Here is a 22,314-nt window from a genome sequence, read left to right as displayed (position 1 = left end):
AGCGGAAAGAATGACGGGCGCGGCACTCGCAGGACGCACAGTTTGGGGCATCGCATTTGCCTGTTTCGGCGCGGCCGCCCTTGCCGCGGAGGAGCCCATCGTTCTTCCTTCCGGGGCGAACGTGACCTTCCATGACGTGATCTGGGGCGAACCGGGGCCCGCCGGGCTGACGATCCGGTTCCGCTTCCTCGACCCGGAGCTTGGCGCGCGGGAAAACGCGGATGGCGTGATCGACGCCACCGACGACACGACCTTCCTGTGCGAGACCTTCGCGCTCGAGCGGATCGCCACCACCGGGCCGCAACCCAACCAGGTGATCATCTCGATCTCCGACCGGCCCGTGGAATTCGGCACGCCCGACCCCGAGGCCACGCAAATCTTCGAAGCCTTCTCCTATGACGGCGAAACCTGCATCTGGGAGATGTACTGATGGCGCTGCCCTACATGACGAAACACAAGAAGTTCCCCGGCCGATTCCCCGGCTCGGACTTCCAGTTCGTGATCCGTCGCGCCAACAAGAAGGGCGCAACCCCGATCGTGCGGCGCGAACGCTATGCCGATCGCAAAAACCTCGACAAGAAGGTGGACGCGGCCTTCCTCGCCGCCCTCTGGACGCATTTCGGCGACGAACCCTTCGAGCGTGGCAATCTGGATGCCGGGCGTCTGTCCTGGCTTTTCGGGCGCGAAGTGGTGCCCGCCGACCCGGACGATTTCGACCCGGCCGACTATGAAGCCCTGCTGCGTATCGACACGCGCATTGCCGAGACAAACTTCCCGGAAGTCTTTGCTTCGCCTGAAGAATTCGCCTTCGACGAGGCAGAAGACGACGACGATTGGGACGACGGGGAATGAGCACGATTTCGCTTGGACATGGCGGATTTGGGCAAGGTTTGGCGCATCCGGCGCGGGGGCCGATTTCGGACTGTTGCGACGGCACGAGCGGTGGTTATCTCAGCCTCAAGGCAGACGCTCTATCCCGGCGTTCTGTCTGGTTTAGTCAAACCGTTACCCTTCCCCTTCTGCCCGGGTTGGCCCTTCGTGGCCGACCCGGGTTTTTCTTTTCTCGCGCCACGACGCACCGGCCCGCAGTAGCCGCGCCAACGGCCCGTCCAGCGCACGACACCCAAGACATTCCCGGCCCGGCAATCCACGCCCGCGCCGCATTCCAATAACCAAAGAGGGGACAGGACATGTTCAAGAAGATCCTGATTGCCAACCGGGGCGAAATCGCCTGCCGCGTGATGAAGACCGCGAAGAAGATGGGCATTTCGACGGTCGCGATCTATTCCGACGCCGACCGCAACGCGCTCCATGTCAAGATGGCGGACGAAGCAATCCATATCGGCCCGCCGCCCGCGAACCAGTCCTATATCGTCATCGACAAGGTGATGGCGGCGATCAAGGAAAGCGGCGCCGAGGCCGTCCACCCGGGCTATGGCTTCCTCTCCGAGAACGCGAAGTTCGCCGAGGCTCTCGAGGCTGCCGGCGTTGCCTTCGTCGGCCCGCCCGTGAAGGCGATCGAGGCGATGGGCGACAAGATCACCTCGAAGAAGATCGCGCAGGAAGCGGGCGTGTCCACGGTCCCCGGCTACATGGGGCTCATCGAGGACGCGGAAGAGGCGGTGAAGATCTCCAACGAGATCGGCTATCCTGTGATGATCAAGGCCTCCGCTGGCGGCGGTGGCAAGGGCATGCGGATCGCCTGGAACGACACGGAAGCGCGCGAGGGCTTTGAGTCGTCCAAGAACGAAGCCGCCAACAGCTTTGGCGACGACCGGATCTTCATCGAGAAATTCGTCACGCAACCGCGCCACATCGAGATCCAGGTCCTCTGCGACACGCATGGCAACGGCATCTACCTCAATGAACGGGAATGTTCGATCCAGCGCCGCAACCAGAAGGTCGTGGAAGAGGCGCCCTCGCCCTTCCTCGACGAGGCGACCCGGAAGGCGATGGGCGAACAGGCCGTCGCGCTGGCCAAGGCGGTCGGCTACGCCAGCGCGGGCACGGTGGAATTCATCGTCGATGGCGACAAGAACTTCTACTTCCTCGAGATGAACACCCGCCTGCAGGTGGAACACCCGGTGACGGAGCTGATCACCGGTGTCGATCTGGTCGAACAGATGATCCGCGTGGCCAATGGCGAGAAGCTGACCATCACGCAGGACGAGGTGAAGATCGACGGATGGGCCATCGAGAACCGGCTCTATGCCGAAGACCCCTACCGCGGATTCCTGCCTTCCATCGGGCGCCTCAGCCGCTACCGCCCGCCGGCTGAAATCGCCGCCGGGCCGCTTCTGGCCGAAGGCAAATGGCAAGGCGACGCGCCCGAGGGCGAGGTGGCCGTGCGCAACGATACCGGCGTCTACGAGGGCGGCGAGATCAGCATGTACTACGACCCGATGATCGCCAAGCTCTGCACCTGGGCGCCCACGCGGGCCGAGGCTATCGAGGCGATGCGCGTGGCTCTTGACAGCTTCGAAGTCGAGGGGATCGGCCATAACCTGCCCTTCCTCTCCGCCGTGATGGACCACCCGAAGTTCATCTCGGGTGACATGACGACGGCCTTCATCGCTGAGGAATACCCCGAAGGCTTCGAAGGCGTGACGCTCGGGGACGATTACCTCAAGCGGATCGCGGCCGCGGCGGCGGCGATGTACCGCGTGGCCGAAATCCGGCGCACCCGCATTTCCGGCACCATGGACAACCATGAACGCACGGTCGGCGACGACTGGGTCGTGTCCTCGCAGGGCTGCGACTTCCCGGTCCGTGTCGCGGCCGACCGCGACGGCTCGACCGTGTCCTTCGACGACGGCACCACCATGCGCGTCGCGTCGGACTGGACGCCGGGCGACCAGCTTGCGACACTGACCGTCGACGGCGACCCGCTTGTGCTCAAGGTCGGCAAGATCACCTCCGGCTTCCGCATGCGTAGCCGCGGCGCGGACCTGAAGGTCCATGTGCGCAGTCCGCGGGCACATGAACTGGCCAAGCTCATGCCCGAGAAACTGCCACCGGACACCTCGAAGATGCTCCTTTGCCCGATGCCGGGTTTGGTGGTGAAGGTCAACGTGGCCGAGGGCGACGAGGTGCAGGAAGGTCAGGCCCTTTGCACCATCGAGGCGATGAAGATGGAAAACATCCTGCGCGCCGAGAAGAAGGCGGTCGTGACCAAGATCAACGCGGGCCCCGGCGACAGCCTCGCCGTGGACGAAGTGATCATGGAGTTCGAATAGGGAATGGGCATGGCGCGGGGCATGGGCTTTGGCGTGGTGCGGGACAGACCCGCATCCCCTCGGCCCGTCTCTGCGCGATTTCCTGTGAGGGGGCCGCATGGCAACGCTCGCTGAAACCCGAGAGGATGGCGGTGAAGGCCTGGGCCGACCTGCGTCCGAAAACACCCCGGCCCCTTCGACCGTGGTGACCCCCGCCCTGTCGATCCTCTCCGCGCTCGTCACCTTCGCGATCCTCCAGATCATCGCCTTCTCTCTGGCAGGCGGGTTCGACTATCCGCTCGACGACCCCTATATCCATCTGGCGATCGCCGAACAGATTGCGGCGGGGGGCTACGGGGTCAACGGGCAGGAACTGTCCTCGCCCGGCTCATCGGCGCTCTATCCCCTGCTTCTCCTGCCCTTCCACGGGACCGAGCTCCACCGTTTCCTGCCGCTGGTCTGGAACGTGGTCGGGCTGGTGCTGGCGGCCTATGTCTGGGGCCGCCTTCTGGCCGAGGCGGGCTGGTGCCGCCGGTCGTGGCGCCCGGCCGGGATCGCCGCTGCCCTGCTGGGGCCGGTTGCCTTCATGATCCCCATGGTCGCGATGCTCGGGATGGAGCACGTCCTGCACAGCGCCACAGCGCTTGCGATCCTCCTTGGTCTTCACCGGCATCTGTCGGGTCAGGGTGGCGTCACGCTGATCGTCGTGGCCGCCTTCCTTGGAACGGCCCTGCGCATGGAGGGCGCCGCCCTCGCCCTGCTCGCCGGGGCCGCGCTGATGCTGACGGGAAAACGCGGCGCGGGGGCGACGACGATCGTTGTGGGTCTCCTGCCCATCGGCCTCTTCGCCGCCTGGCTCATGTCGCTGGGCCTCGATCCAACACCCTCCTCGGTCAAGGCGAAACTTGCGATCAGCGAGAGCGACAACTTCCTTCAGCGGCGCGGCGAGATCCTCGCCATGAACCTTCGAGCCCTCCCCGGGATGCTCATCGCGGCCTTGGCGGTGGCGACCCTCGGTCTGTCCCGGCTGTCTGAGCGAATCAAGAATAGCGGCTGGGCGATATTCGCAGGTGTCGTCGTGCTCGCCGCCTTCGCCCATCTCGCCTTCGGCCAGATCGGCTGGCTCAATCGCTATGAGAACTATGTCCTCGTGGCGACAGCGGCAGGGTTTCTGGCACTTCTGCCCAGGGCCTATGCCGCCGGCCCCGACCGGCGCGCCCTTTTGTCGGTCGCCCTCGTGCTTGCGGGCGGGTTCGCGGCCTACAAGACGCCGCTGGCCGTGATGGACCTGACCCAGGGCGTGCGGGTCATCCATCTGCAACAGGGGCAAATGGCGACCTTCGCCAAGGCTTATCTCGACACGGATGTGGCCGTGAACGACCTTGGCTGGGTCGCGTTCCAGAACCCGAACTACGTGCTGGACCTCTGGGGCCTCGCCTCCGACGAAGCACGCGTCCGGCGGATCGAGAACCCCTCGCCGGGCTGGACCGGGGAGCTGACCGATGCCAAGGGCGTGCCCGTCGCGATGATCTATGACCACTGGTTCGACGATGGGCAGACCGGGGCGGACTGGGTCAGGCTGGGCTGGCTCAATGTGACGGTCGATGGCGGTTTCATTGGCGGCTACGCGGTCGCCTTCTATGCCACCCATCCCGAACATGCCCCCATGCTGGAAGCTGCGATCGAAGCCTGGGAACCGACGCTCCTGCCCAATTCGCAATTCGTGTGGGATCGCGCCTATGAGCGGGAGGACGAGCCATGACCGCTCAACGCACCAGCCGCCTGTCCTGCATCTCGCGAAGCCGAATGGGCATCTTGTCGATCGAACGGCTGATCTCACGTATGTCCCAGGGCGTGGGTTTGCGGAGGTATTTCTGCCCGTCCTTGCCGATGAGCACGAGGTCGAAGCCGCGTGGCCGAAGCTCGGTCCGGATGGGCGAGCGCGCCGCCGGGTCGGTGTCGACGATCACCACCACATCGCGGACGGCGAGGTCTTCGGGACGCTCGGCCAGCCGCTCCATCTGTTCGACGAAATTCGGGTCCAACTCGCTGTCCGCGAAGATGACCAGTGGCCGCGCTTCCCACAGGAACTCGTCAAGCGTGTGCTCGCCCGCCTCGATGACGGGAAGCTCCACCATGTCCTGCGCTGCCATCGCGCCGGGACCGATCGCAGCCAGCGCCGCGGCGCCCGTAAGCGCCAACATGAACGATCTGATCATCGTCACTCCTTCCGCTTTGAATATAGGCGGTTTTCGTGGCGGAACAATGCGCCGGTTTCCCGGCACCACAGGAGGATATCCCCGTGACTGACAAACCCGTGACCGACACCAACAGCTGGAAGACGCTGGCCGAGAAGGAACTGCGCGGCAAAGGCATCGACAGCCTCGACTGGGACACGCTGGAGGGGATCAAGGTCAAGCCTCTCTACACCGAAGCCGACACCGAAGGACTTGACCATATGGGCAGCCTGCCCGGCTTCGGCCCCTTCACCCGCGGGGTGAAGGCCACGATGTACGCAGGTCGCCCCTGGACGATCCGGCAGTATGCGGGGTTTTCCACGGCCGAGGAATCCAATGCCTTCTACCGCAAGGCGCTCGCCGCCGGGCAACAGGGCGTATCGGTGGCCTTCGACCTCGCCACGCACCGGGGCTATGACAGCGATCACGATCGCGTGGTGGGGGACGTGGGCAAGGCCGGAGTGGCGATCGATTCAGTGGAGGACATGAAGATCCTCTTCGACGGCATACCGCTCGATCAGGTGTCGGTGTCCATGACGATGAACGGTGCCGTCATTCCGATCCTCGCCAACTTCATCGTCACGGGCGAGGAACAGGGGCACGACCGCAAGGTGCTGTCGGGCACCATTCAGAACGACATTCTGAAAGAGTTCATGGTGCGCAACACCTATATCTACCCGCCCGAGCCCAGCATGCGGATCATCTCGGACATCATCGAATACACCTCGAACGAAATGCCCAAGTTCAACTCGATCTCGATCTCCGGCTACCACATGCAGGAGGCGGGCGCGAACCTCGTGCAGGAGCTCGCCTTCACGCTGGCGGACGGCAAGGAATACGTGAAAGCGGCCATGGAAGCCGGGATGGACGTCGATAAATTCGCTGGCCGTCTGTCGTTCTTCTTCGCCATCGGCATGAATTTCTTCATGGAGGCCGCGAAACTACGCGCGGCGCGCACGCTGTGGTACCGGATCATGACCGAGGCCGGGGCCAGGGACGAACGCTCGAAGATGCTGCGCACCCACTGCCAGACCTCTGGCGTGTCCTTGCAGGAGCAGGACCCCTACAACAACGTGATCCGCACGGCTTACGAGGCGATGAGCGCGGTGCTGGGGGGCACGCAATCGCTCCACACCAACGCGCTGGACGAGGCCATCGCGCTCCCAACCGAGTTCTCGGCCCGGATCGCGCGGAATACCCAGTTGATCCTTCAGGAGGAAACCGGCGTCACCAACGTCGTCGACCCGCTCGCGGGGTCATATTACGTCGAGGCACTGACGGCGGAACTGGCGGACAAGGCCTGGGCGCTCATCGAAGAGGTCGAGGAAATGGGCGGCATGACCAAGGCCGTCGCCTCCGGCATGCCCAAACTGCGCATCGAGGAATCGGCGGCGCGCCGGCAGGCCGATATCGACCGTGGGACCGAGGTCATCGTGGGCGTGAACAAGTATCGCAAGGACAAGGAAGACCCCATCGACATCCTCGACGTCGACAACGTCGCGGTGCGCAAGAGCCAGATCGCGCGGCTTGAAAAAATGCGGGCGCAACGGGACGAAGCGGCCTGCGCTGCGGCGCTCACCGAACTCACCCGACGCGCGAAAGAGGGTGGCAACCTGCTCGAAGCGGCTGTGGAAGCAGCCCGCGCCCGGGCCTCAGTCGGAGAGATTTCAATGGCGATGGAGAAGGAATTCGGACGTCACCGGGCTGAAGTGAAAACGCTCGCCGGTGTCTATGGCGCAGCCTATGAAGGCGACGAAGGCTTCGCGCAGATCCAGAAAGATGTGGAGACCTTCGCCGAGGAAGAAGGCCGTCGTCCCCGGATGCTGGTCGTCAAGATGGGCCAGGACGGCCACGACCGGGGGGCCAAGGTGATCGCCACGGCCTTTGCCGACATCGGCTTCGACGTGGACGTGGGCCCGCTGTTCCAGACGCCGGAAGAAGCCGCGCAGGACGCCGTGGACAACGACGTCCATGTGGTGGGGATTTCCTCGCAGGCGGCAGGTCACAAGACGCTCGCGCCGAAGCTGATCGAGGCGCTGAAAGCGCAGGGGGCCGAGGACATTCTGGTGATCTGCGGCGGGGTCATTCCGCAGCAGGATTACGAGTTCCTGAAGAAAGCGGGCGTGAAGGCGATCTTCGGGCCGGGGACGAATATCCCGGCGGCGGCGAAGGACATCCTGAAGCTCATCCGCGAAGCGCGCTCGTAATTCCCGGGGCGGGGCTTCACGGTTCCGCCCAGATCCCGCGCCGGGCTTCCCACATCTTCTCGCCGATCTGGCAATCGGTGGAGTCGCGATACTGAATTGGCACGAGGCGCTCGGGGTTTTCCGGCGTCTCGCCTTCTCCGATGAAGATCTCCATCACCATCTTGCGCTTCACGGCCTCGGGGAAATCCTCCCAGTCATAGACCGGCAGGACGAAGGCCCCGATGCCGCCGATCACGCAGGTCTCGTAGTAAAGGTCGAGGTGGTCGATGGACCAATCCGCCCCCATGCCGTCGCGGGTCATCAGCGGAAGGCCATTGATCGTCACCCCCTGCGCCACGACCGCATCGCGCGCTTCGTTCACGTAACGACCCTGATTGTTCGGACCATCGCCGGAAATGTCGATCACCGTCCGGTCGCCCATGTATCCATTGTCCTGAAAGAGCGCCGCCCCGAAATGGAGTGCCTCCGAAATCGAGGTGCGCCGCAGCGAGGGGTTGAAGGTGACGGACAGGTCGTCGGCCAGCGCGATCAGGTCCTCGCGCGTCTCGAGCAGCCGCCAGGGCACGATGACCTGTTGCGAACCGGCCCATTCGACATAGGTCACGGCGATGCGGCCCTGATATCCCGACAGGATCGCCTCATGCACTTCGTCCGAGCGCAGAGCCTCGACATAGCCGGTGCGCTGGATCTCGAGTTCGGTGGGGCTCATCGACCGCGACACGTCGACCATGAGCACGAGTTCGAGATCAACGGGAACGTCCTGCGCGTGTACAGGACTGGAAATGACCAGCAAAGGGATCAGGAGCGCCGCTTTCATTCGGCAAGTCTGCGGTCCCGGACGCGCGCCTGTCCAAACACATACGCGTGGGACAGGAAAAAGGCGGGATCGAAACCCCGCCCTTCCCCTGTCGATCTCACTCCGCGTGAACGCTCGCGGCGAGGCGCTCCTCCGCTTCGGGGTCGATTGTCAGGTCGTCGTCCATGACACCGGCCATCGGGTCCTCATAGGTCGCCATATCGATCTTGTTCTCGGACTTGGCGACGATGGTCGTGACCACGGCATCGCCCGTGATGTTCACCGCCGTTCGGATCATGTCCATGAGCCGGTCGACACCAAGGATGATCGCCACGCCCTCGATGGGCAGGCCCACCTGCCCCAGCACCATGGTCAGCATGACCATGCCCACCCCCGGCACCCCCGCCGTCCCGATGGAGGCGAGCACGGCCATCCCGATCACCGTGAGATAACCGCCAAGGCCAAGGTCCACGCCATAGACATTGGCGAGGAACACGGTCGCCACACCTTGCATGATCGCGGTGCCGTCCATGTTGATCGTGGCCCCGAAGGGCACGGTGAATGAGGCGACCGAGTTTCGCACACCCATCCGTTCCGTGACCGAGCGCAGCGTGACCGGGATCGTCGCGTTGGACGAGGCTGTCGAGAAGGCAAAGATCTGGGCGGGCCGGATCTTGCGCATGAAGATCAACGGCGAGAGGCCCGAGAAGAGCTTGAGAAACAGCATCAGCGTCCCGAAGAGATGGAGAAGCAGCGCGCCAACCAACACCAGCACATAGGCGAGGACCGGCAGAAAAAGCCCGATGCCCTGTTCCGCGAAGGTCTTGGTGATCAGGCAGAAGACTCCGATGGGTGCGAAATGCATGACGATCTCGACGATCTTCATCATGAGTTCATTCATGTATTCCGAAGCTTCCATGAAGCTCTTCGACCGGTCCGCCAGCATGAGCGCCGCGATGCCCAGCACGATGGTGTAGAAGATGATCTGAAGCATTTCGCCATTGGCGAAGGCCGCCACCGGGTTTCTCGGCACGATGTTGGCGAAGGTGTCCCAGACGCTCGGGGCCTCGGACCCGGTCACGCCGGAAGTGTCGATCCCCTCCATGACGAAACCGTTCCCGGGTGCGACGATCGAGGCGATGACGATGGCGACGGCGATGGCCGTCGCGGTGGTCAGCATGTAGAGCCCGAAGCTCTTGCCGCCCACACGCCCCAGCACCCGGATGTCACCAATTCCCGCGACCCCCGTGATGAGCGAGAAGAACACGAGCGGGACGACGAGCATCTGGAGCGCGTTCACGAACATGCGCCCCACCATCCCGAAGAAACCGCCGACGATATGTGTGTTGATGAAGTCGTTGCCGATCAGGTTCAGGATGATGCCGAGGACCAGCCCCGCCCCCATCGCGATCATGATCTGAACGGTAAGCGACATGCGGCCTTTGCCGACCTGAACATCCGTCATCAAATCAACTCCCGGTAAGATATGGGTCAAGTGTGACCCCAAACCGCCCGAGCGCAAAATGTTAATGTTCGTTAACGGGGTCAGCAGGAACCCGAGTGCCCCCGCTTTGGGCGCGATGCCTTCGCAGACGGCGCCCACCTTCCGGCACATAAAGACCCGCCCCGGTGATCCGGGGCGGGCTCATACTCACTCTTGTGACGCGATCAGCGGATCACGCGCACGATGGTATTGGTCTCGGGGTCGATCAGCACCGTGTTCCCGTTGACGTTCATGTAGCTGTATTGCTGCGAGGACGGGATCTCGTAGTACTGGACGGTGTCCGGCACCGCCGCGCCTACGACCACCTCACCATCCAGGAACACCGGCTCCACCGGGTTTTCCTGAATGTAGACGGTAGTTTCTTCGGTCACCTCGGCCGCTTCGCCCGACACGCCACCCCCGATCACACCGCCGACAAGCGCGCCGATCGGACCACCGACGAGCGCCCCGACGGTCGCGCCGGTCGCGGTGCCGATCATCGCCGCACCGGGCGCTTCCTGGGTTTCCTCATATTGGATGATAGAAACCTGCGGGTCTTCCGCGACGACCATGTCGTTGTGTTGCAGGTAGCCACCCGAGGCCCAGCCGGTCTGGCCGTTGTAGGTCACTTCACACCATTCGCCGCCCTGCACGCAGCCGGAAAGCTCGGCACTGGCACCGCCGGCGATCACGCCCGCGATCTGATAGGCGGGACCGGGTCCCATGCGGAGGTTCAGGTCGGTCACAGCGGTCACCGAGTCGGCAACGGCGGCACTCGTGCCAAGGGCCATGATAGCCGTGGCACCCATAAGAACTGTCTTTTTCATCGTGGTTCTCCTCAATCTGAGCAGCGGCATCCGTGGCGCCGCATCTTGTGGATCGGAAACGGCGACTGGCCCACATTCGTTCCCTGGCCAGCCTTATTTTCGCAACGATACCGGCAAGTTATCGGCGGCACGCTGCCAAGGGCGCCGTCGGGCGGCAAAGCGCTGCCGGTTCCGTACCCTGTCGACCAGACCCGAAAGCGTTGCCCTGCCGCACCACTGCTACGCGGCGTGGCTCGCCACATGCGGCCACCAGACCGAGGCATCGTGCAGATCCATGGCCCGGGCCGACCGCAGCGTCGTGGTGACGATCTGGCCGCCACCGCCTTGTGCGTGGTTCAGAACCAGCGATTTGAATCTGTCGTTCGCGTCGCAACGGTCATCGTCATGAAACCGCACGAAATGGATGCGCATGTTCGCATAGTCCCCGGCATGGGCCATGGGCTCAAGTATCTGCCGGAAGACCTGCGCGCGCGTGTCGGGGCGTCCGGTGAGAGTCTCGAAGCCGGGCAGAAGCGCCGCCCAGGAGGCCGATCCGCCGATCACCGTCACGTCGTCCACGTCCGAGATCATGCGCGCAGCGGCCAACGCGATGTCCCCGCCAAGCCCAAGGCCCTCGATGGTCAGGGGCAGATGACCGAACCGGTGCCGTGCCCAGGTCGCGATGGTAGGAAGATCGAGGATGGTCTCGCCCAGAAGAGTCCAGAGCACGCGGGCATAGTCCTCCCGAACCGCATCGACCAATTCGGGAAAGTCCCTGTCGCGCCGGGCGCCGTGGCGGTGAAGATCGAGGGACACCGCGACGCGACCGGTGCCCGCTATGAGTTCGAGAAGCTGCACCGTGTCTTCGCGGCGCTGGCCGAAATCGGGTATGTGAATGGTGATGCCTGTGGGTGACTCGCCGGTCTCGGCGTTGGGCTGTTTCCAGATCAGCGGAATGTCGTCGAGGCGCGCCTCGTGATAGGGGCGCAGGTAATGGATGCTCGCGGTCATGCCTGTTTCCTTTCGCTTTTGCTTGAATAACGACCTGATTCCCCGAATTGTTTCTTTCTTGGGTTTCCTGACGAAACCGCGATCAGCGATTGTCTGCCCAGCGGGGTGGCGGCGGAGATCCGGTCGCCCTGGCCCCCGTCCACCTTTTTCGGATTTTTTCCGAACACGCGAAACTTCGAACGGACGGGCTTCGTGCCTATCGATGGATCGTCCAGTCGGGCGCGGCGCTTTCGCCGCGCTCTACAAGAGACGACGCTGTGTTTGTAACGAGTGTTCAGGAGAACTCGGTTGCGGGCAGGCAGGCATCAAACCCTGTCCTGTGCGCGACCGAGGCGCTCTCTGAGCGGCCTAACCGCCCTGCCCCGGAAGCTGCAAGCTACGCGCAGGGGCGCACAACGACCTGTGATGCTGTGCATTCCTGGCCCTGTCACGCCAAGCGTGAGGGCGCTATCACCAAGCCATGCCCACCGCCGTCGGAACCGCCGCCCCCGTCACAGACCCGAGCCCCCGCGCGCTCGCCTATCCGGCGTTCCGGCGCTACTACATCGGCGCGGTCATGGGCACCAATGGCGGCTGGATAACCCGTATTCTTCTGTCCTGGCTCGCCTGGGACCTGACACGTTCGGCCACCTTCGTCGGGGTCATCGCAATGACGAGCCTCCTTCCAGTCGCAATTTTCGGCCCCATTTTCGGCGCGATCGTGGATCGCATGTCGATCCGTGTCGCGATGGCGCGGGTGGCGATGTTTCTCGTCACGATCCCGGCGATCCTGCTGGTCCTCGTCTGGGCCGGGGTGCTGACGCCGCTGACGCTGTTCCTTCTGGCCGCGACCTTCGGCACCGTCATGTCGGCCTATCACCCGATCCGCCAGTCGCTTGGCCCCCGGCTGGTCGAGCCGCCCGCCATAGGCTCGGTCGTCGCGTTGGGGGCGCTCAACTTCAACGTGGGTCGCCTGTTTGCTCCCGCCGTTGGCGGGGCGATGATCGGGGCCTGGGGTGTGATCCCGGCGGCGGTGCTGGGCGTTCTGATGGCGCTGCCCAACGCGCTTATCGCGCGCACGCTCGAGCCGCGCGAACACGGCGTCAAGGCCGAGGGGGGATTGCGCGCGGATCTTGCCGAGGGCTTCCGCGTGGTCTGGCAACGCTGGCCGATCCGCCGGTCGATCCTTCTGGCCGTCGCGGCGCTGGGCCTGATCCGGGGCATCGCCGAGATCCTGACGCTGGTCGCGGACGGTCAGTTCGGCATGGGTGCCCGCGGTCTGGGTCTTCTGACCTCGGCGGTGGGCGGCGGGGCGCTTGTGGCCGCCGTGTTCCAGATTTTCGCGGGCGAGCGACTACTGCGCCAGCGCGGCCTGCGCTTCACGGTGATCGCGGTGGGCTTCGCGGGCGTGATGGGCATGGCCCATGCACCAAGTTTTGAATTTGCCATGGTGGCGGCGACGCTCGTAGGCTTCACGTCGACCTATGTCGGCGTCTCGCTCCAGATCGGCCTGCAAGCGCGGCTCGAGGACGAGCTTCGGGGTCGTGTCATGTCGATCTGGATGCTCGCCAATACCGCCGCCACAGCGCTCGCCGCCTTCGTGCTCTCGGGTTTGACCGACTGGATCGGGCTGCCCCTTGGCACCACATGGGTCACGGTGGTCTGCGCGGTCGCCGTCACGCTCCTGTGGCTCTGGCCGACCGAGCGGGACTGACAGGTCGCTACTCCGCCGCCTTCTCCAGAAAACCGCCCGACTGACGCGCCCAGAGATCGGCATAGATCCCGTCACGCGCGAGCAGCTCGCCATGGGTGCCGACCTCGGCCACGCGGCCTTCGTCGAGAACCACGATCCGGTCCATATGCGCAATCGTCGACAGCCGGTGCGCGATGGCGATGACGGTCTTGTCGCCCATGATTTCCTGCAAGGTGTCCTGAATGGCCGCCTCCACCGCGCTGTCCAGGGCGCTGGTCGCTTCGTCCAGCACGAGGATGGGCGCATCCTTCAGGATGGCACGCGCGATCGCGATCCGCTGCCGCTGCCCGCCCGAAAGCTTCACGCCTCGCTCGCCGAGATGCGCGCCATAGCCTTCGCGCCCGTCGGCATCAACGAGGTCACGAATGAAATGATCGGCCTCGGCCCGTTCTGCTGCGCGGATCAGCGCCGCCTCGTCGGCTTCGGGATCGCCGTAAAGGATGTTGTCGCGGGCCGAGCGGTTGAACATGGCGGTGTCCTGCGTGACCATGCCGATGGCCGCCCGCAGGCTGTCCTGCGTGACGAGGCGGATGTCCTGCCCGTCGATGAGGATGCGCCCCTGCTCGGGGTCGTAAAGCCGCAGGAGCAGTGAGACGAGCGTGGACTTCCCTGCCCCCGACGGGCCGACGATGGCCAATTTCTCACCCGGCGCGATGGTGAGGTCGATCTTCTGCACGCCGCCCTTGATCCGGCCATAGGCGAAGGCCACGTTCTCGAAGTCGATACGCGCGGCACCCAGCGTCAGAGGCTTTGCCCCCTCGGCATCGGCAAGCCGCCGGTCCGGGGTGAGCGTGCGCATCCCGTCCTCGATCTCGCCGATGTCCCGATAAAGACCCATGAGTGCGAAGCTCACCCAACCCGTCATCTGGGCGAGCCGCACCGCGATGGTCCCCGCCGAGACGATATCACCCTCCGACGCGCCACCGCCCTGCCAGGCCACAAGGGTGCCGCCCACAAGTAGCACCGGCAGGAGCCCGGCGAGCGACATGAGCGTGAGCCGGAAGGTCGCGGCGAGCTGGCCGAAGTCGATCACTGCGGAACGGAAGTTCTTGACGGCGCCGAGCGCCGAATTGTCCTCGTGCCCGGCGCGGGCGAAAAGCTTGACCGTGCGGATGTTGGTGATCGTGTCCACGACCTTGCCCGTCACCACGGCGCGGGTCGCAGCCCGCGTCTTGGACTTGGCGCGGATGCGCGGGATGAAATATCGAATGACAGCCCCATAGGCGACCATCCAGATCACGAAGACCGGCAGAAGCCAGATGTCGATGGACGCGACCAGAAGCATCGCCCCGATGATGGAGGCAAGCGCGAAGAAGACCACGTTGATCGTTTCGACCACGAGGTCGGTCATGGCGTTCGAGGTCTGCGCCTGTTTTTGCGCGAGCCGCCCGGCGAAGTCACTGTCGAAGAAATCGACCGACTGCGTAAGCAGCCAGCGGTGGAGCCGCATCGTAACGAGGGGCGAGATCGCGGGCGTCACCACGACCGAGGTCATGAGGTTCGAAAATCCGAAAATTGCGGGCCGGATCAGCAGGAAAAAGCCGAGCGCAAGTATGAAAAGTCCAAGGTTGGCGGAAGAGAAGAAATTCTCCTGCCCGGTCTCGACCACCCCGTCGATGACCCGTCCGAGCACCCAGGCGGTGCCCGTTTCCGACAGCCCCGCGAGCGCGGAGGCGAAAGCCGCCACGGCGAGCACCGGCCAGGCGCCTTTCAGCGTCCAGCGCACGAAGGCCATGAGCGAGCGCGGCGGCGGGCCTTCAGCCGGGCGGAAAGGGTCGATCAGATTGGCGAGTTTCACGTGTCGTCTCCTTCCGCCCAGCCTGCCCGCGCGCGTTCCCGACGTCCAGCGGCCTGCACGCACAAGGGCGCGAGCGCCGACGCACAGACCTCAGGATCAGTCCGCCCCCAGGAAGCCGCCCGACTGTCGGGCCCAGAGCCCGGCATAAACGCCGCCCAGCGCCAGCAGTTCCTCGTGACTTCCGTCCTCTATCACCCGGCCATCGTCCATGACGACGATCCGGTCCATGGCCGCGATGGTCGACAGACGGTGCGCGATGGCGATCACGGTCTTGCCTTCCATCATGGCATAGAGCGTCTCCTGAATGGCGGCTTCCACCTCGCTGTCCAGGGCACTCGTCGCCTCGTCCAGCACAAGGATGGGCGCGTCCTTCAGCATCACCCGCGCGATGGCGATCCGCTGCCGTTGACCGCCCGAGAGCTTCACGCCCCGTTCGCCGACGAAGGCATCGTAGCCCTTGCGCCCGCGCGGATCTTCGAGGGTCTGGATGAACCTATGCGCCTCGGCCTGCCGCGCGGCGGCCATCATGTCGGCCTCGGTGGCCTCGGGTTTTCCATAAAGGATATTGGCCCGCACCGAGCGATGCAGGAGCGAGCTGTCCTGCGTCACCATGCCGATCGTCTGGCGCAGGCTGTCCTGCGTCACCGCTCCCACCGCCTGACCGTCGATGGTGATCTGCCCGGCTTCGGCGTCCCGGAACCGCAGAAGAAGGCCGACGAGCGAGGATTTCCCCGCGCCTGACCGGCCGACCAGCCCCACTTTCTGGCCCGCCGGAATGACCAGGCTCACATCATCGAGGCCGCCATGCCCCTTGCCGTAATGGTGCGTGACCCGTTCGAAGCGGATCTCGCCCCGGTCCACGACCAGCGCCGGCGCATCGGGCGCATCGACCACGGCATGGTCAACGGCGAGCGAGCGCAGCCCCTCGCGGATCACGCCCGCATGTTCGAAGAACCGGATCGCCACCCACATGAGCCACCCGGACATCCCGTTGAGGCGAAGCGTGAGCGCCGAGGCCGCCGCGACGTCGCCGACCGTCACCCGCCCGTTCGTCCATAACAGAAGCGCAGGTCCAAGCATGCCGACCATCAGCGCACCGTTCAGAAGGTTCTGCCCGAAACCCATCTCGCTCATGAGCCGGAGGAAGCGCTGGAACCGCAAACGGTGGCGTTTCATGGCCGAGAGGACATAGCGTTCCTCCGCCGCGCCGTGGCCGAAGAGCTTCACCGTTTCGATGTTGGCATAGGCATCCACGATCCGCCCGGTGACGAGAGACCGCGCATCGGACCATTTCTCGCTCGCCGCTCCGACCCGGACCGAGATGTTCCAGGTGTAGCCCACGAACCCCAGCACCCAGAACACCAGCGGGATCGCGAGAAGCGGGTCCATCTCGCCCACGATGATCACGGCCGAGACGACATAGACCACCGCATACCAGATCGCCTCGAAGGCCATGAAGACCGAGTCCTCGACCGCCGGACCAAGCTGCATCACCCGGTTGGAGAGCCGCCCCGCGAAGTCGTTCTGGAAGAACCCCATGGATTGACCGAGCATGTGCCGGTGCGCCCGCCAGCGGACCTGATCCTGCATCCCGCCCGCGAGCACCTGTTCCAGCATGAGCGAGTTGGCGAAGATCACCACGGGCCGCACGAAGAGCACGGCGAGACCGGCGACGAGCAGTTCGACGCCGTTCGACGACCAGAAGGTCGCGGTTTCCCCATCCTCGATCAGGTCCACGATCCGGCCCATGTAGGCGATGATCAGCGTCTCGGCCACGGCGACGATCAGTCCGGTGACGGCCATCCATCCGAGCCAGGGCCAGAAGTTCCCCAAATGGGAGCGGACATAGGGCCAGATACGGTCCGGCGGCGTCGCGGGATCATGTGCGACGAAGGGATTCACGCGGGTTTCGAAGAACCGGAAGATCATGAGGAAAGGCTTTCAAGACGGGTCAGAACCGACACGGTGATCACGATGTGGCACTGAAAAACTGGAAAAAGATGCGGTGGGCCGCAGATGGCCCGACAGGAGATCGGGCTATGTCAGCCGAAGCTCGGGATCCTGTCTGCTCGCATCATCGTCTCCAATCTTGATGGGGAAGTGTTAGACCGAAAATTCCGGTCTGTCACCCCATTGGTGCAGGGCCTGTCAGTGGCCCATGGCGGCGAGAACCTCGTCCGCTGCCGCCGTGGGCGACACGACGCCCTCGGCGACGCTGTCGCCCAACCGGTCGACCAAGGACCGGACCTTCGGGTCGGAGCGCAACCTCGCGAGGAGACCTGCGCGCAGGTCCTCCATGAACCAATGGCGCGCCTGTTCGGCCCGGCGTTTGTCCCAGTGCCCGTTGTCGCGCCGCCAGGCCGCGAGCGTTTCCATCGCCTCCCAGGCCTCGGCCAGACCGGACTGGGTCACGGCGGACACGGTCATCGCCAAGGGAAAGCCCGTGGGGTCCTGCGGCCGTTTCCGCAGGAGACGCAGCGCACCGGAGTAATCGGCGCAGGTGCGCGTGGCCGTCGATTTCAGCTCGCCGTCCGCCTTGTTCACAAGGATGATGTCGGCCATTTCCATGATGCCCCGTTTCACGCCCTGCAACTCGTCGCCGCCCGCAGGCGCCAGAAGCAAGAGGAAGAGATCGGCCATTTCCGCGACCATGGTTTCGGACTGGCCGACGCCGACGGTTTCGATCAGGACCACGTCGAAGCCGGCGGCTTCCATGATCGCCACGGCCTCACGCGTGCGCCGCGCGACCCCGCCCAGCTGGCTTTGCGACGGCGACGGACGGATAAAGGCCTCGGGCCGGCGCGAGAGTTGCTCCATCCGGGTCTTGTCGCCAAGGATCGACCCGCCAGAGCGCGCGCTCGAGGGGTCGACGGCCAGCACTGCGACCTTCAGGCCGCGCTCGATCAGGAACATGCCGAAGGCTTCGATGAAGGTAGATTTCCCCACGCCCGGCGTGCCGGACAGGCCAACACGAAGCGCCTGTTTCCCGGCGCCTTTCAGCGCCTCGATCAGCGCGACAGCATCCGCCCGGTGATCGGGGCGCGAACTTTCGACCAATGTGATCGCCCGGCTCAAGGCCCGTCTCTCACCCGCCATCACCTGCTGCGCCAGATCGTTCACGTCCATAGGTCCCTCCGTTCCCGTCGTCTTGCCCTGCGGTCCCCGCGATGTCCACCGCCGATTGGCGATCCGGCGCCGACCGCGTCTCGGCACCCGTCACGGCCTTGTCACGCCCTGTTACGGAAGGTTTATGTTAGGGCGCTATGGAAAGCTGGCCCACGCCCGACAGAGGGTTCAAAAGGATATTCTCCATGTTTGAAGGAGCAGCTTCGCTCATCCGTCCCACCAACTGCACCCTCGCCATATGTCTCGCCGCCTTTCTCGCGACGGGTGCCGCAGAAGCGAGACAGACGACCGACCATTACCGGGTGTCGCTCCTGGGTATTCCGGTCGGCAACCTGCAACTGACCCAGACCTGGTCCGGCAGAAGCTACGCCTCGCGCTCGGACTTCGGCACCTCCGGTATCGTCGCCGTGGTCAAGAATGTCGGCTTCGTGATGGAGAGCAAGGGCGCACGGAGCGGATCGGCGCTCGACCCGAGCTTCTACGCCGAGAACGTCAACACGGGCGAGCGGACCTCGGAGGGCACCTTCAGCTTTCCATCCGGCGACGTCCGATGGGACCCCAATTCCGCCATGATGCAGGTCTTCACCGACCGCCCCGCCGCCGAGGGTTGCGCCCTGTCCACCACCATTTTCGACGGCAAGCGCAGCCATCTGCTCGACATTCGAGAGGGGGAACAGCAGGGCGAGAAATTTGTCTGTCAGGGCACGCTGATGCGGTCCGGTGGCTATTCGGCGGCCCAGCTCGAACAGCGGGCGGGTTACACGTTCGCCATTGTCTATGACCTGAAGGACGACATGCTCGCCTTCGACAGCGCCACGGTGAACACCCACTACGGCAAGGCTACCGTCACCAGACGCTGATGGCCAGCCGCTTGCCCGTCGCGCGGCGCTGTCCGATAAGGACGCCATGACGCGCCTGCCCATCGACGAAGCCATCCCTGACCTGCTCGCGGCACTTGCCACGAGCGGGCGGGCCGTGCTCATGGCACCCCCCGGCGCGGGCAAGACGACGCGGGTGCCCTTGGCCATGCTCCCTGCGACCCAAGGCCGGATCGTCATGCTGGAGCCCCGTCGGATCGCGGCGCGAGCGGCCGCCGAACGCATGGCCGCGACGCTGGGCGAAGCGGTCGGTGCGACCGTCGGCTACCGGATCCGGGGCGAGGGGAAGGTGTCCAAATCCACCCGGATCGAGGTCGTGACCGAAGGCATCCTCACCCGGATGATCCAGTCCGACCCCTCGCTCGAGGGCATAGGTGCTGTGATCTTCGACGAATTCCACGAACGGTCCCTCAATGCCGATCTGGGCCTCGCGCTTGCCTGGGAAGCGCGGCAGGCGCTGCGCGAAGACCTGATCCTCGTCGTCATGTCGGCAACGCTCGACGCGGGTCCTGTGGCCGCGCTGCTGGACGACGCCCCCATCGTCACGTCCGAAGGCCGCGCCTTTCCGGTCGAAACCCGCTGGCTCGACAAGCCACCTCGCCGCGAGGAACGCTTCGAGGTAACTGCCACGCGCCTCGTCGAACAGGCCGTAGCGGAAACGACCGGCGGCGTGCTCGTTTTCCTTCCCGGCGAGGGTGAAATCCGTCGCGTGCAATCGGCCCTGCGCCTGCCTGACGATTGCCACATCCACCCGCTCTTCGGGGCCATGGACCTTGCCGCCCAACGTGCCGCGATCCAGCCAGCCGCCTCGGGCCGCAAGGTGGTGCTCGCCACGTCCATCGCAGAGACCTCGCTCACCATCGAAGACGTGCGGGTCGTGGTCGACACCGGCCGCGCGCGCCGGGCCCGCTTCGATCCCGGTTCGGGCATGTCCCGGCTGGTGACGGAACGCGTGAGCCGGGCCGAGGCCGAACAGCGCCGGGGCCGGGCTGGCCGGGTCTCCGAAGGCACCTGCTACCGCATGTGGACACGCGGGGAAGAGGGCGCCCTGCCCGCCTTTGCCCCGGCCGAGATCGAGATCACCGACCTCGCCCCTCTCGCACTGGAACTGGCCCTCTGGGGCGCGGGCGATGGCGAAGGGCTTGCCTTCCTGACCCCGCCCAACCCGCAGGTCCTGACCGAGGCGCGCAGTCTCCTGGCGGGCCTCGGCGCGCTCGACAGGGGGCGCATCACGGACCACGGCAAGACCCTCGCCCGCCTGCCGCTACACCCGCGCCTCGCCCATATGCTCGCGCTCGCCGGGAAACCCGCAGCCGAGCTTGCCGCGCTCCTCGCGGACCGCGACCCCCTGCCACGTTCCGCACCCTCCGACCTCACGCTGCGCCTGGCCGCCCTGCGTGACCCCGGTGCCCATAACGCCAATCGCGGCGGCATCGAGCGCATCCGGACCGAAGCGAAACGCCTCGCACGTCTGACCGAAGGTGCTGCGGCAATGAGCCCCGCGGAAATGACCGCCCTCGCCTATCCCGACCGCGTGGGCCTGCGCCGCAAGGGTGATGAGTGCCGGTTCATCCTGTCCGGCGGCAAGGGCGCGGTCATGGACAGCACAGACCCGCTTGCCTCCCAGCGCCTCATCGTCGTGACCGATACCGACGGCAACCCGCGCGAGGCCCGCATCCGGCAAGCCATCGCCCTGACGGAAAGCGAGTTGCGCGCCGTCCACGGGAATGACATCCACTGGCGCCAGACCTGCGCCTGGTCGAAACGCGAAAGCCGCGTCGTCGCCCGCGAACAGGAGATGTTCGGAGAGATCGCCCTCGCAGACCGTCTCTGGAAAGAAGCTCCGCCCGAAGCGCTGGCCCGTGCCATGCTCGACGGCGTGCGTCAGCTTGGCCTGTCGCCATCGCCGGCCGCCGCGCGGTTCCGCGCCCGCGTGCACCTTCTGCGCGACACCGATCCGGACCTGCCCGACTTGTCGGACACGGCCCTGATGGACACACTCGAAGACTGGCTTCTGCCCCATCTCGGCGGCGTGAAAACCGCTGGAGGCTGGAAGTCCTTCGACCTCCTCGACCCGCTGCGCGCCATGCTCACCTACGACCAGATGCGCCGGCTCGACACCGCTGCGCCCGCTCATTTCGTTACCCCGCTCGACCGGAAGATCCCGATCGACTACAGCGGCGAGGCGCCCGAGATCGAAGTGCGTCTGCAGGAAATGTTCGGCGTCACACGCCACCCCGCGATCGGACGCGCACCGATCCGCGTCACGCTGCTCTCGCCCGCAGGTCGTCCGGTGCAGACCACGACCGATCTTCCCGCCTTCTGGAAAAGCTCCTACGCCGACGTCCGAAAAGACATGCGCGGGCGCTATCCGCGGCATCCCTGGCCCGAAAACCCGGCCGAAGCCCTGCCCACGACCCGCGCCAAACCGCGCGGCACCTGAGACAGGTCACACCATTTGACCCATTCCGTGGAACACAATTGAAAGTTAACGCTTTATTCGCTAGATTGGACGAATAACGAAAAAAACAAGACAAGCGGTTTCAAATGGCACTTCTGAACAAGGCATGGGACGAGATTCTGCGTCCCTTCATCAAGCGTCCGAACAAGTTTCAGGTCGCCGCCCTGTGCTATCGCACCAAGGGCAAGAAGAAAGAGGTTCTTCTCGTCACCTCGCGCGGCACCGGCCGCTGGATCCTGCCAAAGGGCTGGCCCGTGGACGGCATGACCGCCTGTGAAGCGGCCATCGCCGAGGCCTGGGAAGAGGCCGGCGTAAAGCCGAAATCGGTGGACCGGGAACCTCTGGGCTGCTTCGATTACATCAAGGATCGGGACGAAGGCCTCCCCACTCCCTGCGACACACAGGTCTATGCCGTCGAAGTCGCCAGCGTCGCGGACAGCTATCCCGAAGCGGGCGAACGGGAACGCAGGTGGCTGTCGCCTACAAAGGCCGCCGATCTCGTGGAGGAACAGGGTCTCAAGGATATCCTGCGCCAGTTCTGACAATCCGACCGTTGCAATATGG

General features: G+C 64.9%; 17 protein-coding genes. 9 read left to right on the top strand and 8 right to left on the bottom strand.

The genetic code is table 11. The features are described 5' to 3' along the window. Positions 1 to 10: 10 nt before the first annotated feature. From KJP29_RS08845 to KJP29_RS08830, 4 genes are all read left to right on the top strand, one after another. Positions 11 to 430 carry a DUF6497 family protein gene (locus KJP29_RS08845; protein ID WP_255553517.1) on the top strand — a complete coding sequence of 140 codons (420 nt, stop codon included), beginning with the start codon at positions 11 to 13 and terminating at the stop codon, positions 428 to 430. A gap of 14 nt (positions 431 to 444) precedes the next feature. Then, on the top strand, positions 445 to 852 hold the full coding sequence (locus KJP29_RS08840) for a hypothetical protein (protein WP_218464892.1): 408 nt from the start codon (positions 445 to 447) through the stop codon (positions 850 to 852). A gap of 338 nt (positions 853 to 1,190) precedes the next feature. Beyond that, positions 1,191 to 3,236 carry an acetyl/propionyl/methylcrotonyl-CoA carboxylase subunit alpha gene (locus KJP29_RS08835; RefSeq protein ID WP_218463213.1) on the top strand — a complete coding sequence of 682 codons (2,046 nt, stop codon included), beginning with the start codon at positions 1,191 to 1,193 and terminating at the stop codon, positions 3,234 to 3,236. Positions 3,237 to 3,333: 97 nt separating this feature from the next. Further along, positions 3,334 to 4,977 (top strand): hypothetical protein, encoded by a 1,644-nt coding sequence (locus KJP29_RS08830; RefSeq protein WP_218463212.1) that lies wholly within the window; start codon positions 3,334 to 3,336, stop codon positions 4,975 to 4,977. Positions 4,978 to 4,981: 4 nt separating this feature from the next. Here the strand turns inward: KJP29_RS08830 and KJP29_RS08825 are convergent, their stop codons facing one another. Further along, positions 4,982 to 5,434, bottom strand: a complete 453-nt coding sequence (locus KJP29_RS08825) for a DUF4174 domain-containing protein (protein ID WP_218463211.1) — start codon at positions 5,432 to 5,434, stop codon at positions 4,982 to 4,984. A gap of 98 nt (positions 5,435 to 5,532) precedes the next feature. Here KJP29_RS08825 and scpA point away from each other — a divergent pair, with 98 nt between their 5' ends. After that, positions 5,533 to 7,659: a methylmalonyl-CoA mutase gene (gene scpA / locus KJP29_RS08820; protein ID WP_218464891.1), complete on the top strand. Its 2,127-nt coding sequence runs from the start codon at positions 5,533 to 5,535 to the stop codon at positions 7,657 to 7,659. 16 nt (positions 7,660 to 7,675) lie between these two features. Here scpA and KJP29_RS08815 read toward each other — a convergent pair whose 3' ends face one another. The 4 genes from KJP29_RS08815 to KJP29_RS08800 all read right to left on the bottom strand — a co-directional run bounded on the left by KJP29_RS08815 (position 7,676) and on the right by KJP29_RS08800 (position 11,755). Next, positions 7,676 to 8,476: a DUF1194 domain-containing protein gene (locus KJP29_RS08815; RefSeq protein ID WP_218463210.1), complete on the bottom strand. Its 801-nt coding sequence runs from the start codon at positions 8,474 to 8,476 to the stop codon at positions 7,676 to 7,678. A gap of 97 nt (positions 8,477 to 8,573) precedes the next feature. Continuing rightward, a complete protein-coding gene (locus tag KJP29_RS08810) occupies positions 8,574 to 9,920 on the bottom strand; it encodes a dicarboxylate/amino acid:cation symporter (protein WP_218463209.1) in 1,347 nt (448 codons plus the stop codon). 203 nt (positions 9,921 to 10,123) lie between these two features. Beyond that, positions 10,124 to 10,765, bottom strand: coding sequence for a DUF1236 domain-containing protein (locus tag KJP29_RS08805; RefSeq protein WP_218463208.1), 642 nt, complete (start codon positions 10,763 to 10,765; stop codon positions 10,124 to 10,126). Positions 10,766 to 10,984: 219 nt separating this feature from the next. Beyond that, positions 10,985 to 11,755: a hypothetical protein gene (locus KJP29_RS08800; RefSeq protein WP_218463207.1), complete on the bottom strand. Its 771-nt coding sequence runs from the start codon at positions 11,753 to 11,755 to the stop codon at positions 10,985 to 10,987. 460 nt (positions 11,756 to 12,215) lie between these two features. Here KJP29_RS08800 and KJP29_RS08795 point away from each other — a divergent pair, with 460 nt between their 5' ends. Beyond that, positions 12,216 to 13,448 carry an MFS transporter gene (locus KJP29_RS08795; protein ID WP_218463206.1) on the top strand — a complete coding sequence of 411 codons (1,233 nt, stop codon included), beginning with the start codon at positions 12,216 to 12,218 and terminating at the stop codon, positions 13,446 to 13,448. Positions 13,449 to 13,455: 7 nt separating this feature from the next. Here KJP29_RS08795 and KJP29_RS08790 read toward each other — a convergent pair whose 3' ends face one another. The 3 genes from KJP29_RS08790 to meaB form a co-directional block, all read right to left on the bottom strand. Next, a complete protein-coding gene (locus KJP29_RS08790) occupies positions 13,456 to 15,285 on the bottom strand; it encodes an ABC transporter ATP-binding protein (RefSeq protein WP_218463205.1) in 1,830 nt (609 codons plus the stop codon). A gap of 96 nt (positions 15,286 to 15,381) precedes the next feature. Then, positions 15,382 to 17,214: an ABC transporter ATP-binding protein gene (locus KJP29_RS08785; protein ID WP_255553516.1), complete on the bottom strand. Its 1,833-nt coding sequence runs from the start codon at positions 17,212 to 17,214 to the stop codon at positions 15,382 to 15,384. A 219-nt stretch (positions 17,215 to 17,433) separates the two neighbouring features. After that, positions 17,434 to 18,411, bottom strand: coding sequence for a methylmalonyl Co-A mutase-associated GTPase MeaB (meaB, locus tag KJP29_RS08780; RefSeq protein ID WP_218463204.1), 978 nt, complete (start codon positions 18,409 to 18,411; stop codon positions 17,434 to 17,436). Positions 18,412 to 18,596: 185 nt separating this feature from the next. Between meaB and KJP29_RS08775 the strand changes: the two genes are divergently transcribed. The 3 genes from KJP29_RS08775 to KJP29_RS08765 all read left to right on the top strand — a co-directional run bounded on the left by KJP29_RS08775 (position 18,597) and on the right by KJP29_RS08765 (position 22,292). Further along, a complete protein-coding gene (locus KJP29_RS08775; protein ID WP_218463203.1) occupies positions 18,597 to 19,271 on the top strand; it encodes a DUF3108 domain-containing protein in 675 nt (224 codons plus the stop codon). A gap of 46 nt (positions 19,272 to 19,317) precedes the next feature. Continuing rightward, positions 19,318 to 21,732, top strand: coding sequence for an ATP-dependent helicase HrpB (hrpB, locus tag KJP29_RS08770; RefSeq protein ID WP_218463202.1), 2,415 nt, complete (start codon positions 19,318 to 19,320; stop codon positions 21,730 to 21,732). A gap of 104 nt (positions 21,733 to 21,836) precedes the next feature. After that, entirely contained in the window at positions 21,837 to 22,292 is a 456-nt protein-coding gene (locus tag KJP29_RS08765) for an NUDIX hydrolase (protein ID WP_218463201.1), read from the top strand. The last annotated feature ends 22 nt before the right edge of the window (positions 22,293 to 22,314 follow it).

Origin of the sequence: Maritimibacter sp. DP1N21-5 (assembly GCF_019218295.1) — a bacterium.
Taxonomy (GTDB): Bacteria; Pseudomonadota; Alphaproteobacteria; order Rhodobacterales; family Rhodobacteraceae; genus Maritimibacter.
This window is presented reverse-complemented; position numbering and strand designations above follow the sequence as displayed.

What these genes read in the sequence shown, in the direction of transcription:
- KJP29_RS08845 (WP_255553517.1), top strand. Translation starts at nt 11, where the DNA reads ATGACGGGCGCGGCACTCGCAGGACGCACAGTTTGGGGCATCGCATTT.
- KJP29_RS08840 (WP_218464892.1), top strand. Translation starts at nt 445, where the DNA reads ATGACGAAACACAAGAAGTTCCCCGGCCGATTCCCCGGCTCGGACTTC.
- KJP29_RS08835 (WP_218463213.1), top strand. Translation starts at nt 1,191, where the DNA reads ATGTTCAAGAAGATCCTGATTGCCAACCGGGGCGAAATCGCCTGCCGC.
- KJP29_RS08830 (WP_218463212.1), top strand. Translation starts at nt 3,334, where the DNA reads ATGGCAACGCTCGCTGAAACCCGAGAGGATGGCGGTGAAGGCCTGGGC.
- KJP29_RS08825 (WP_218463211.1), bottom strand. Translation starts at nt 5,434, where the DNA reads ATGATCAGATCGTTCATGTTGGCGCTTACGGGCGCCGCGGCGCTGGCT.
- KJP29_RS08815 (WP_218463210.1), bottom strand. Translation starts at nt 8,476, where the DNA reads ATGAAAGCGGCGCTCCTGATCCCTTTGCTGGTCATTTCCAGTCCTGTA.
- KJP29_RS08810 (WP_218463209.1), bottom strand. Translation starts at nt 9,920, where the DNA reads ATGACGGATGTTCAGGTCGGCAAAGGCCGCATGTCGCTTACCGTTCAG.
- KJP29_RS08805 (WP_218463208.1), bottom strand. Translation starts at nt 10,765, where the DNA reads ATGAAAAAGACAGTTCTTATGGGTGCCACGGCTATCATGGCCCTTGGC.
- KJP29_RS08800 (WP_218463207.1), bottom strand. Translation starts at nt 11,755, where the DNA reads ATGACCGCGAGCATCCATTACCTGCGCCCCTATCACGAGGCGCGCCTC.
- KJP29_RS08795 (WP_218463206.1), top strand. Translation starts at nt 12,216, where the DNA reads ATGCCCACCGCCGTCGGAACCGCCGCCCCCGTCACAGACCCGAGCCCC.
- KJP29_RS08785 (WP_255553516.1), bottom strand. Translation starts at nt 17,214, where the DNA reads ATGATCTTCCGGTTCTTCGAAACCCGCGTGAATCCCTTCGTCGCACAT.
- meaB (WP_218463204.1), bottom strand. Translation starts at nt 18,411, where the DNA reads ATGGACGTGAACGATCTGGCGCAGCAGGTGATGGCGGGTGAGAGACGG.
- KJP29_RS08775 (WP_218463203.1), top strand. Translation starts at nt 18,597, where the DNA reads ATGTTTGAAGGAGCAGCTTCGCTCATCCGTCCCACCAACTGCACCCTC.
- hrpB (WP_218463202.1), top strand. Translation starts at nt 19,318, where the DNA reads ATGACGCGCCTGCCCATCGACGAAGCCATCCCTGACCTGCTCGCGGCA.
- KJP29_RS08765 (WP_218463201.1), top strand. Translation starts at nt 21,837, where the DNA reads ATGGCACTTCTGAACAAGGCATGGGACGAGATTCTGCGTCCCTTCATC.